Here is an 11,442-nt window from a genome sequence, read left to right on the forward strand (position 1 = left end):
CGTCCCTCGCGGGCGGGAGCGGGGGCGGCCTCCGAGCTGCACGATCCCGAGGGCGTGCGCCTGCAGAAGGTGCTCGCCGGCGCGGGCGTGGCCTCCCGGCGGGTGTGCGAGGAATTGATCCAGGCCGGCCGGGTCGAGGTGGACGGCGTGACCGTGCGCGAACTTGGCGTGCGCGTCGACCCGTCCCGCGCGGTCATCCATGTGGACGGCATCCGCGTCCAGATGGATGAAACGCTGACGTACCTGGTCTTCAACAAGCCAAAGGGTGTTGTCTCCACCATGGAGGATCCGGAGGGACGCCCCTGCATCAGCGACTACCTCAAGCCGCAGCAGGGCCAGCGGCTGTTCCATGTGGGGCGGCTGGACCAGGCCACCGAAGGCCTGCTGCTGTTGACCAACGACGGCGAACTCGCCAACCGCCTCACCCATCCGTCCTACGAGGTCCCCAAGACGTATCTGGTGCAGGTCCGCGGGCCGATGCCGCACGGTGTCGGGGCGCGGATGAAATCCGGGATCGAGCTGGAAGACGGCGTGTCCTCGGTCGATTCGTTCAAGCTGGTCGACTCGACGCCGGGACACGTCCTGGTGGAAGTCGTGCTGCATTCGGGCAAGAACCGCGTCGTGCGGCGGCTGTTTGACGCCGTCGGCCACCCCGTGGAACGGCTCGTCCGGATCCAGTTCGGCCCCATCCGGCTGGGCGACCAGCGACAGGGCAGCATCCGCGCCCTCGGCCGCCAGGAAGCAGGGCACCTGCTGGCCCTGGTGGGGATGTAGCCGGTGAACCCGGCACACGCGCAGGCAACCCACCTGTCCGGGCCGGTCCTGGTGATGGGAACCGGCCTGCTCGGAGCCAGCATCGGGCTCGGCCTGCGTGCCCGCGGCATCGACGTGCTGCTCTCGGACCCCTCGCCGTCGGCCCAGGCCGTGGCGCAGGATATCGGTGCCGGCCGGATCCTGCCTGCCGGCGAGAGGGTGGAGCCCCAGTTGGTCGTCGTCGCGGCGCCCCCGGACGTCACCGCCGCCGTCGTGTCGCGCGCGCTGCGCGACTACCCGGACGCCGTCGTCGTGGATATTGCGAGCGTCAAGACGGCCGTCTTCGAGGCGCTGGCCAAGGACCCGGACCTGGCGGAGGCGGACCTGGGCCGCTACGTGGGTACCCACCCGATGGCGGGGCGGGAAAAATCCGGCCCCGTCGCCGCCCGCGGCGAGCTCTTCACGTCGATGCCGTGGGTCCTGTGCCCGTCGGAGTTGTCCTCGCCGGGGGCGGTGAAGACGGCGCACGCGCTGGCGATCGACCTGGGCGCGGTGGTCTCGCACATGTCGGCCGACGAACATGACGCCGCCGTGGCGTTAATCTCGCACCTGCCGCAAGTGATGTCCTCGCTGCTGGCCAGCCGGCTGCAGGACACGCCGGCGCATGCCTTGTCCCTTTCCGGCCAGGGCCTGCGCGACGTCACCCGGATTGCGGCCAGCGACCCGGCGTTGTGGGTGCAGATTCTCGGCGCGAACGCGTCCCGGCTCGTGGACATCCTGTACGGCATCCGCGAAGACCTGGAACGGCTGATCAGGACGCTTGAGCACCCCGAGGCCGACGGCTCCCGGTTGGACATGGCCAAGCTGATCAGCGAAGGCAACGCCGGCCAGGCGCGGATTCCCGGCAAGCACGGCGCTCCGCCGCAGGCGTTCGCGTGGCTGACCGTCCTGGTCGACGACACGCCGGGCCAAATCGCCCGCCTGCTGACCGAGATCGGCGAGGTGGGCATCAACCTGGAAGACCTGCGCCTGGAGCACTCGGCGGGCCAGCCGGTGGGGCTGGCGGAGCTTGCCGTGCTGCCCAGCAAGCGGCACGAAGCAATTGATTACTTGACCTCACGTGGATGGAAGGTTGTGCAATGAGCGCGGCGGAAGTGGATATGGCTCGTTACCGGCAGGGCAAGGCGCTGGTGGTTGCCATCGACGGGCCGTCCGGCTCCGGCAAGTCGTCCGTCAGCAAGGAAACCGCACGGCGGCTGCACGCGTCCTACCTCGACACCGGCGCAATGTACCGTGCCGTGACCTGGTACTGCGTCAACACCGGTGTGGACCTGGCGGATGCGGCGGCCGTCGAACAGGCCAGCAAGGACGTAGACCTGCAGATCAGCACCCACCCGGACGACGAATACGTGCGCATCGGCTCCACGGACATCACCGACGAAATCCGCAAGCCGTCAATCTCCGCCTCCGTGAGCGCCGTGGCCACGACGCTGGGGGCACGAGCCGAGCTGGTCCGGCGCCAGCAGCAGATCATCGCCGACTCCGGCCGTCGGATCGTTGCCGAGGGTCGAGATATCACCACGGTCGTCGCTCCCGACGCCGAGGTGCGGCTGCTGCTGACCGCCAGCGAAGAAGCAAGGCTGCGCCGGCGCGGCCTCCAGCTGGGCGGAACGCAGAGCGACGCCGACCTGCACGAGCAGGTGCTGGCCCGCGACGCCAAGGATTCGACCGTGGTGAACTTTTCCGAGGCCGCCGACGGCGTCTTCACGGTGGATTCGTCCGATCTGGATTTCGAACAAACCGTCGAAGCGGTGCTCGCCGTCGTCCGGCATGCCGCACACTGAACCCGCCGCCGCCGTCAGCCCGGGGGTGGCCTGGCTGGCGTTGAACAGCGGTGCCCCCGTGGTGCCGGTGGCCGTCCTCGGCGCCAGGATCACCGGCGAGCAGCGGGATGCCATCCTTCGCCCCGGCCGCGTTTTCCACGCGGCATTCGGCTCCCCGCAGACCTGCCGGAGGCGGTCCTCGGCGTCCGGGCGTGTTTCAATTGACACTGCAGCCGAAGAGATCCGCCGGCAGTTGTCCGGCTATGTCCGGCACAGCGTGGCGAACACCGGGCAGCCGCTTCCGGCCAACCACGCCCCCCGACGACAACCGGCTTGCTGCCTACCCAGAAGGAACAGACGATGAGTGACACCCAGCCCGGATCCTCCCCGGCGGATCGGCCGGCCGACGAGGAATACCGTCCGGCGGGCGAGGACCAGATCGCCGAGCACATGCTTGAGCTCGATGACGACGAAGCCGAGTTGCGCGCCGCGTCGCTGCGCGCCGGCCTGGCCGATTACGACCTTGACGACGAGGACGCCGCGCTGCTGGCGGCTGCAGGAGAACCCGTCCCCGACGACGAACCGCTCCGGGTGGCCCCGGTGCTGGCCATCGTCGGCCGGCCCAATGTGGGCAAGTCGACGCTGGTGAACAGGATCATTGGCCGGCGCGAGGCAGTCGTCGAAGACACCCCCGGCGTCACCCGCGACCGGGTCTCCTACTCGGCCCACTGGAACGGGCGCCCGTTCACCCTGGTGGACACCGGCGGCTGGGAGCATGACGCCCGCGGCATCCACGCCCGCGTCGCCGACCAGGCCGAAATCGCGGTGGACATGGCCGACGCCGTCCTGCTGGTCGTCGACGCCAACGTCGGGGCCACGGCCACGGATGAGGCCGTGGTAAAGATGCTGCGCCGCAAGAAGAAACCGGTCATCCTGGTGGCCAACAAGGTGGACGACCTGGCCCAGGAAGCCGAAGCCGCGGCCCTGTGGGGCCTCGGCTTCGGCGAGCCCTATCCCGTGTCGGCACTGCACGGCCGGGGAACGGCCGACATGCTCGATGCGGCCCTGGAGGTGCTGCCTGAATTCTCTGCCTACGGGGGACTCGAGCGCACGGGAGGCCCGCGGCGGGTAGCCCTGATCGGCCGCCCGAACGTGGGCAAATCGTCGCTGCTGAACAAGCTGGCCGGGAGCGAGCGGGTAGTGGTCGACACGATCGCCGGCACCACCCGCGATCCGGTCGACGAAATGATCGAACTGGGCGGACGGACGTGGCGCTTCGTTGACACGGCCGGGATCCGCCGCCGCGTGCACATGCAGCAAGGCGCGGACTTCTATGCTTCGCTCCGCACGCAGGCCGCGCTCGAAAAGGCGGAGGTCGCCGTCGTGCTGCTGGCCGTGGACGAGGTGCTCAGCGAGCAGGACGTGCGCATCCTGCAGCTGGCCATCGATTCCGGCCGGGCCCTGGTGCTTGCCTTCAACAAGTGGGACCTGCTGGACGACGACCGCCGCCGGTACCTCGAACGCGAGATCGAGCAGGACCTGGCCCACGTGGACTGGGCGCCCCGGGTGAACATCTCGGCCAAGACCGGATGGCACAAGGACAGGCTGGTCCCGGCGCTGGACCGTGCCCTCGAGTCCTGGGACAAACGCATCCCCACCGGCCGCCTGAACGCCTTCCTGGGCGAACTGGTCGCGGCCCACCCGCACCCGGTACGCGGCGGCAAGCAGCCGCGCATTCTGTTCGGCACGCAGGCTTCCTCACGGCCGCCGAAGTTCGTGCTGTTCACCACCGGTTTCCTGGACCCCGGCTACCGCCGCTTCATTGCCCGCCGGCTGCGTGAAACATTCGGCTTTGAAGGCACCCCGATCGAGGTCAGCATGCGGGTGCGCGAGAAGCGGTCCCGCAAGCACTGACCCGGCCCCGCCGCCCGCAGTGGCGCCCGGTGGTCATGACGCAGGGAAAAATGCTGTACAGTATTTGAGGTGGTTCCGCCGGTTGCATGAAGGCGGAACTTCGGGTTGTGGCGCAGCTTGGTAGCGCACTTGACTGGGGGTCAAGGGGTCGCAGGTTCAAATCCTGTCAACCCGACAGCAAGGGATCCGGTCCGCGAGGACCGGGTCCCTTTTCCATTGGCTTGTGCAAGGCCCTGTATGCCTATACTTTCAGCGATGGCGGGGAACGGATCCTTGCCGGAGCAACTGGCCGTCCATGGTGCGAGAAAGGCAACCGATGAGCAATATTCCTGCCGACCTGAAGTACACAGCCGAGCATGAGTGGGTGGCTGCCGCCGAGGCCGAAGGCACGGTGCGCCTGGGTATCACCGACTTTGCGCAGGACGCCCTCGGCGATGTGGTCTACGTGCAGATGCCGGAAGCCGGCTCCTCCATCACCGCCAACGAAGTCATCGGCGAGGTGGAATCGACCAAGAGCGTCAGCGACATCTACGCTCCCGTCAGCGGTGAGGTCGCGGCCGTCAACGACGCCCTGGAAACCGACCCGGCCCTGATCAACTCCGATCCGTACGGGGAGGGGTGGCTGCTGGAGGTCAAGCTGTCGGATCCGGCGGCGCTGGAGACCTTGCTCAGTGCCCCGGAGTATGAACAGCAGGTAGGCTAGGAGCTACCGGAGCCACTCGACGGCCAACCGGTCCTGAACCGGTTGGCCGCTACATTTTTACGGGAGGAACTATTGATGGTGGGCGAAGCTCGCAACGCCACGGATAACGGGAACGGCGACAGCCGGAACCCGGAGGCGCACGCGGAAACCACATCCATCTTTTTGCCGCCGCAGACTCTGGCCCACGTCGCCAAACCGAGGCTCTCCCGCGAAGAGGAAGCATCGGTGATCGCGCTGCCGGCCGGGTCGGCGCTGCTGATAGCCCACGACGGCCCGAACGCCGGGGCCCGGTTCCTGCTGGACCAGGACGTCACCACCGCCGGCCGGCACCCGGAAGCGGACATCTTCCTTGACGACGTCACGGTGTCGCGGAAGCACGCGGAATTCCGCCGCTCCGGCGACGGCTTCATGGTGGTGGACTCCGGCAGCCTCAACGGCACCTACGTGAACAACGACCGTGTGGACAGCCTGCAGCTGCGGACAGGCAATGAGGTGCAGATTGGCAAGTTCCGCCTGACCTACTACGCAGGCACGGCGGCAAAGGGGCAGGGCTAACCCGTGCCCGGGTCCCAGCCAGCGCGGCGCACCCTCGGGCCGTCCCGGGAGGGGTACCGCAGCAGCGTCCTCAATATCGGCGAGGTGCTGCAACAGCTGACGGAGGATTTCCCGCAGATCACGGCCTCCAAGATCCGGTTTCTGGAAGAGAAGGGGCTGATCAGCCCCCAGCGGACGCCGGCCGGCTACCGGAAGTACACCGGCCAGGACGTAGAACGCCTCCGTTTCGTGCTGGCCCTGCAACGCGACCAGTACCTGCCGCTCAAGGTCATCAAGGATTATCTGGACGCGATCGATCGCGGCGAGCGGCCGGAGGCCCTGCCCGGCGGTATGACCCTGGCCCCCCGGATAGTCTCGGAGCCGCTGGCGGCAGAACTAAACGGACGCGGCCGGGCGCTCACCCGGGCCGAGCTCCTGCAGGCCAGCGGAGCGTCCACGGAACTCGTGGACGACCTTCTGGCCTACGGCCTGATCCACGCCCACGACGCCTGTTTCGACGAACACGCACTCAAGGTCGTGCGCGCCTGCAGGCAGCTGGGCAGCCATGGCATCGAACCTCGGCACCTCCGCCCGTTCCGGGCCGCCGCAGACCGCGAGGTCGGGCTGGTGGAACGTGCGGTGGCCCCGCTGGCGTCCCGGCGCGACGTCGCCTCCCGGGCCCGCGCCGCCGAGGCGGCCAAGGAAATCAGCGATCTGTGCCTGAACCTGCATACGGCGCTGGTTCACGGGCACCTGGCCCAGATGGACCGCTGAACGGAGAAGCCATGCTCGAACTCGAGGTTGTCGGAGTCCGCATTGAACTCCCGTCGAACCAGCCGCTGGTGCTGCTCAAGGAAACCGAAGGCGAACGGCACATACCCATCTGGATCGGCGCGCCGGAAGCCAGCGCGATTGCGTTCGCCCAGCAGGGCATCAAACCGCCGCGCCCCATGACCCACGACCTGCTCCGCGACGTCGTGGACGTGCTCGGCCGGCGGATCACCGAAGTCCGCCTGGTGACGGTCCAGGACACCGTCTTCTTTGCCGAGCTGGTGTTTGACGGCGGGGTGACAGTCAGCTCCCGCGCCTCGGACGCCATCGCGGTGGCACTGCGCGTGCCCTGCCCGATCTATTGTGCGGACGAGGTAATGGACGAGGCCGGGGTCAAGATCGCCGAAGCGGCCGACGACGAGGAATCCGACGGCCCGGCGCAGGAGAACGCGGAAAGCCAGTTGCGCGAGTTCAGGGAATTCCTCGCCGACGTGGAGCCCGAGGACTTCGAGAAATAGCCGTCGCCGGCATTTGGTTCCGGCACCCGAAACGCCCGGCCCGGCTCCGGGGCATCCGACACGCCGCAGCAAAAAGGCCAGCGTCTTTGACCGGCGGCCCCCGCCGTTCTAACGTCGAAGCATACAGTTCCCATTGCACCGCAGGCCATCTCAAGGCAGACTTAGACCAGACCTCTGGGCTGACTGCGAAGCTCATTCCCCACAGGGAACTTCGACAAGGAGGGTTCACGTGAGTCCTAAAGGTGATGCAGGCGAGATGCCGCACGCTCTGCAGACCGGCGCTGCCATACCCGCAAGTGCCCAGGGCTTGCTGTTCACCGAAGACCTGCCCGTGCTGGACGAGGACGCCGGTTACCGCGGTCCCACAGCATGCAAGGCAGCCGGCATCACCTACCGGCAGTTGGACTACTGGGCACGCACCGGACTGGTGGAACCTGCCGTCCGCGGCGCGTCCGGCTCCGGCTCGCAGCGCCTCTACAGCTTCCGCGACATCCTGGTCCTGAAGGTGGTCAAGCGACTGCTCGACACCGGCGTCTCGCTGCAGCAGATCCGCTCCGCCGTTGGCCACCTGCGTGAACGCGGCGTGGAAGATCTGGCCCAGATTACCCTCATGAGCGACGGCGCCAGCGTGTACGAGTGCACCTCCGCCGACGAAGTCATCGACCTGGTCCAGGGCGGACAGGGAGTCTTCGGCATCGCCGTCGGCCGGGTGTGGCGAGAGGTCGAAGGCAGCCTCGCGGAGCTCCCCAGCGAACATGCCGCAGAGGAACAGGATTTTCCCGACGACGAGCTGAGCCGCCGGCGCGCCGCGCGCAAGATCAGCTGACCGCACACAGGAGATAACAGCGGGAGGGGCTCCGGGAAACCGGGGCCCCTCCCGCTGATTAAAGGCGCGAACCCGTGTATCGCGATCCCGTGTGTAAGGTGCGGCCCGGGCGGACCCGCCGCCCGGTCCGGGACCTGTTGTCAGATGGGCTGGCGGCGGAGCGCGCGGCTGCGCATCCGGCCGGAATCGGTCAGGTTCTTGAGCAGCTCGTCGAAAAGCGCGGCCGCCTGCCGTGCCGATTCACCCGGCCACTGGTGGACGGAATGCGCTGCCCCCTGGATCTGCTGCCAGTTCGCCTGCTCGGCGATGGTGGGGGAGAGCAGCAGGTCGCCGAACATGGTTTTCATTTCGGCCAGCCGGTAACCGTGTTCGTTGGAGCTGGGCCGGACACGGTTGGCCACCACCCCGGCCGTCTTCAGGTCCGGGGCGAATTCCTCCCGGAACAAATCGATGGCGCGCATGGTGCGTTCGGTGCCCGCCACCGAGAAGAGGCTCGGCTCGGCCACGAGCAGCACCCGCGTGCTCGCCGTCCACGCCATGCGCGTCAGCCCGTTGAGCGACGGCGGGCAGTCGATGAGCACCAGCGAGTAGTCATTCACGCGGGAGAGCACGGTCGAAAGCCTGCGCAGGTCCCGGCGGCTCAAATCGGGCCGGTCGTAGATGCCGGAGTAGGCGGAGCCGATGGCGACATCGAGAACCTTCCGGCCGGAAGCCGGCGCGCTGCCGGGATCCGCCGAGGCCACCCAGCCGCTCGGGGCGACGTTGGCCCGCAGGTCGGCCTTGCGCGCGTTCTTGAGGAGCCGGCCGACGTCGGTCTGGCGGGACGGCTTGACGCCTAATCCCGTGGTCGCGTCAGCATGCGGATCCAAGTCGATGACCAGGGTGGGGATTCCCGCTGCCAGCGCCGCAGAGGCCAGGCCCAGCGTGACCGAGGTCTTGCCGACCCCGCCCTTGAGGCTGCTGATGCTCACTACTTGCACGTAAAAACCAAAACCTAACGTATCGAGTCGTGGGGCTTCTGCGCCGGATAAGTCTTCACGGCACCCTATTCATCATAAGTGGAGCGCCGCAGCACACCGTGCCACCCGCGCCGCCGGGGCGTTTCGCAGCTTGCGCCGTAACATGCGGCCCGTGAGGACCGCCGCGGCGCGTGATCTGTGCAACACTGGCTTGCCAGCCCGGCTCGCAGTCCGTGAGACTTGGCTCACTGAGTCCGCCGGCGCCGGCGCCGGACGGTCGGTGCTTCGCCCCCCAAAGTCCGGACCCGGCAACGATGCAGGAGTGAAATGTTCGAAAAGATCTTGGTAGCCAACCGTGGAGAAATCGCCATCAGGGCATTCCGTGCGGCCTACGAACTGGGCGCCAAAACGGTGGCTGTCTTCCCGTATGAAGACCGCAACTCGATCCACCGGCAGAAGGCCGACGAAGCGTATCTGATCGGCGAGCAGGGGCATCCCGTCCGGGCTTACCTCGACGTCAACGAAATCATTCGGGTCGCCAAGGAGTCGGGCGCGGACGCCATCTACCCGGGTTACGGATTCCTGTCCGAGAATCCCGAGCTGGCCCGCGCCGCTGCCGGTGCCGGCATCGCCTTCGTCGGCCCCAAGGCCGATGTGCTGGAGCTCGCGGGTCATAAGGTCCATGCCCTGCAGGCGGCCCGCCGGGCCGGGATCCCGGTGCTGAAGTCCACCGAGCCCAGTGCCGATCCGGAGAAGTTGCTGGCCGAAGCCGAGGAGATAGGCTTCCCGATCTTCGTCAAGGCGGTTGCCGGCGGTGGCGGGCGCGGCATGCGCCGGGTCGACAACCGCAAGGATCTCCCGGACGCACTCGCGGCTGCCATGCGGGAAGCCGACACGGCCTTCGGCGATCCGACCGTTTTCCTTGAACAGGCCGTATTGCGGCCGCGCCACATCGAGGTGCAGATCCTGGCCGACGGGCAGGGCAACGTCATGCACCTCTTCGAACGCGACTGCTCGCTCCAGCGCCGGCACCAGAAGGTCATCGAAATCGCCCCCGCACCCAACCTGGACGAGGGCATCCGGCAGGCACTGTACCGGGACGCGGTCACGTTCGCACAGGCGCTCGGATACACCAATGCCGGCACGGTCGAGTTCCTGGTAGACACGGTCGGTGAACGGGCCGGGCAGCATGTCTTCATTGAGATGAACCCGCGCATCCAGGTAGAGCATACGGTGACCGAGGAGATCACCGACGTCGACCTGGTACAGTCCCAACTGCGCATCGCCGCGGGCGAGACCCTGGCCGACCTGGGCCTGTCCCAGCAGGCCGTGTCCGTCAACGGCACGGCCATGCAGTCCCGTATTACCACCGAGGACCCGGCCAACGGCTTCCGTCCCGACGTCGGCAAGGTTACCGCCTACCGGTCGGCCGGCGGCGCCGGTGTCCGGCTGGACGGCGGCACCATCTACACCGGAGCCGAAATCAGCCCGCACTTTGACTCGATGCTGGTCAAGCTCACCTGCCGCGGCCGCGACTTCGCGACGGCGGCCGCCCGGGCCCGGCGTGCCCTGGCCGAGTTCCGCATCCGCGGCGTCTCCACCAACATCGCGTTCCTGCAGGCGGTGCTGGAGGACCCGGACTTCCTGGCCGGCAACGTCGCCACCTCGTTCATCGACGAGCGGCCGGAACTGCTCAAGGCCCGGGTCTCGGCGGACCGCGGGACCAAGCTGCTGACCTGGCTGGCGGACGTCACCGTCAACAAACCGCACGGCGAGCTGCCAGTGTCCACGGCACCGGTGGAGAAGCTGCCCGAACCCGCCAGGCAGGCGCTGGAGGCCACCGGTGCCCTGACGGCCGTTCCGGCGTCCGGCTCCCGGCAGCGGCTGCAGCAACTGGGCCCGGAGAAGTTTGCGGCCGAGCTGCGGGCCCAGACAGCCGTGGCGGTCACGGACACGACCTTCCGTGACGCCCACCAGTCGCTGCTGGCCACCCGGGTACGCACCAAGGACCTGCTCAACGCCGCACCCGCCGTTTCGGCCCTCACCCCGCAGCTGCTCTCGGTCGAGGCGTGGGGCGGCGCAACCTACGATGTCGCGCTGCGGTTCCTGGGCGAGGACCCGTGGGAGCGCCTGGCGGCGCTGCGCCAGGCGATGCCGAACATCTGCCTGCAAATGCTGCTGCGCGGGCGGAACACCGTCGGCTATACCCCGTACCCGGAGGAAGTCACCACGGCGTTCGTCCGGGAAGCTGCCGCCACCGGCATCGACATCTTCAGGATCTTCGATGCGCTCAACGACGTCTCCCAGATGGAGCCGGCAATCCGGGCGGTGCGGGAGACGGGAACCGCCGTGGCCGAAGTAGCGCTCTGCTACACCGGAGACCTGCTGGATCCGACGGAGGACCTGTACACGCTGGACTACTACCTGGAGCTGGCCGGGCGGATCGTCGAGGCAGGGGCGCATATCCTGGCAATCAAGGACATGGCCGGCCTGTTGCGTCCGGCGGCCGCGGCGAAGCTGGTCACGGCGCTGCGCGAGCGCTTCGATCTGCCGGTGCACGTGCATACCCACGACACGGCCGGGGGCCAGCTGGCGACGCTGCTGGCCGCCGTGGATGCCGGTGCAGACGCGGTGGACGTCG

11 protein-coding genes and 1 tRNA gene are annotated in these 11,442 nt (G+C 68.0%); 11 read left to right on the forward strand and 1 reads right to left on the reverse strand.

Features of this window, described 5'->3' with window-relative positions:
- The 10 genes from AC5RUJ_RS05295 to AC5RUJ_RS05340 form a co-directional block, all read left to right on the forward strand.
- Positions 1 to 774 (forward strand): pseudouridine synthase (locus AC5RUJ_RS05295; RefSeq protein WP_494155649.1); only part of this gene is annotated, 774 nt, incomplete at its 5' end.
- Positions 775 to 828: 54 nt separating this feature from the next.
- On the forward strand, positions 829 to 1,896 hold the full coding sequence (locus AC5RUJ_RS05300) for a prephenate dehydrogenase (protein WP_494128994.1): 1,068 nt from the start codon (positions 829 to 831) through the stop codon (positions 1,894 to 1,896).
- Positions 1,893 to 2,597, forward strand: coding sequence for a (d)CMP kinase (gene cmk / locus AC5RUJ_RS05305; protein WP_493999441.1), 705 nt, complete (start codon positions 1,893 to 1,895; stop codon positions 2,595 to 2,597). Before AC5RUJ_RS05300 ends, cmk begins: the two co-directional genes overlap by 4 nt.
- A gap of 339 nt (positions 2,598 to 2,936) precedes the next feature.
- Entirely contained in the window at positions 2,937 to 4,490 is a 1,554-nt protein-coding gene (der, locus tag AC5RUJ_RS05310; RefSeq protein ID WP_494023258.1) for a ribosome biogenesis GTPase Der, read from the forward strand.
- A gap of 101 nt (positions 4,491 to 4,591) precedes the next feature.
- Positions 4,592 to 4,665 (forward strand) — tRNA-Pro (locus AC5RUJ_RS05315).
- A gap of 141 nt (positions 4,666 to 4,806) precedes the next feature.
- Positions 4,807 to 5,193 carry a glycine cleavage system protein GcvH gene (gene gcvH, locus AC5RUJ_RS05320; RefSeq protein ID WP_493999443.1) on the forward strand — a complete coding sequence of 129 codons (387 nt, stop codon included), beginning with the start codon at positions 4,807 to 4,809 and terminating at the stop codon, positions 5,191 to 5,193.
- Between the two features lie 75 nt (positions 5,194 to 5,268).
- A complete protein-coding gene (locus AC5RUJ_RS05325) occupies positions 5,269 to 5,748 on the forward strand; it encodes an FHA domain-containing protein (protein ID WP_493999444.1) in 480 nt (159 codons plus the stop codon).
- A gap of 3 nt (positions 5,749 to 5,751) precedes the next feature.
- Positions 5,752 to 6,501, forward strand: coding sequence for a transcriptional regulator FtsR (gene ftsR / locus AC5RUJ_RS05330; protein ID WP_494128992.1), 750 nt, complete (start codon positions 5,752 to 5,754; stop codon positions 6,499 to 6,501).
- 11 nt (positions 6,502 to 6,512) lie between these two features.
- Entirely contained in the window at positions 6,513 to 7,016 is a 504-nt protein-coding gene (locus tag AC5RUJ_RS05335) for a bifunctional nuclease family protein (RefSeq protein ID WP_493999445.1), read from the forward strand.
- A gap of 229 nt (positions 7,017 to 7,245) precedes the next feature.
- Positions 7,246 to 7,842, forward strand: coding sequence for a MerR family transcriptional regulator (locus AC5RUJ_RS05340; RefSeq protein WP_493999446.1), 597 nt, complete (start codon positions 7,246 to 7,248; stop codon positions 7,840 to 7,842).
- A 140-nt stretch (positions 7,843 to 7,982) separates the two neighbouring features.
- Here the strand turns inward: AC5RUJ_RS05340 and AC5RUJ_RS05345 are convergent, their stop codons facing one another.
- Positions 7,983 to 8,822, reverse strand: a complete 840-nt coding sequence (locus AC5RUJ_RS05345; RefSeq protein WP_493999447.1) for a ParA family protein — start codon at positions 8,820 to 8,822, stop codon at positions 7,983 to 7,985.
- Positions 8,823 to 9,128: 306 nt separating this feature from the next.
- Here AC5RUJ_RS05345 and AC5RUJ_RS05350 point away from each other — a divergent pair.
- A partial coding sequence (locus AC5RUJ_RS05350) for a pyruvate carboxylase (protein ID WP_494155650.1) occupies positions 9,129 to 11,442 on the forward strand: 2,314 nt, incomplete at its 3' end.

The organism is Arthrobacter sp. Y3223164 (assembly GCF_059091005.1).

What these genes read in the sequence shown, in the direction of transcription:
- AC5RUJ_RS05335 (WP_493999445.1), top strand. Translation starts at nt 6,513, where the DNA reads ATGCTCGAACTCGAGGTTGTCGGAGTCCGCATTGAACTCCCGTCGAAC.
- AC5RUJ_RS05300 (WP_494128994.1), top strand. Translation starts at nt 829, where the DNA reads ATGGGAACCGGCCTGCTCGGAGCCAGCATCGGGCTCGGCCTGCGTGCC.
- der (WP_494023258.1), top strand. Translation starts at nt 2,937, where the DNA reads ATGAGTGACACCCAGCCCGGATCCTCCCCGGCGGATCGGCCGGCCGAC.
- AC5RUJ_RS05325 (WP_493999444.1), top strand. Translation starts at nt 5,269, where the DNA reads ATGGTGGGCGAAGCTCGCAACGCCACGGATAACGGGAACGGCGACAGC.
- gcvH (WP_493999443.1), top strand. Translation starts at nt 4,807, where the DNA reads ATGAGCAATATTCCTGCCGACCTGAAGTACACAGCCGAGCATGAGTGG.
- cmk (WP_493999441.1), top strand. Translation starts at nt 1,893, where the DNA reads ATGAGCGCGGCGGAAGTGGATATGGCTCGTTACCGGCAGGGCAAGGCG.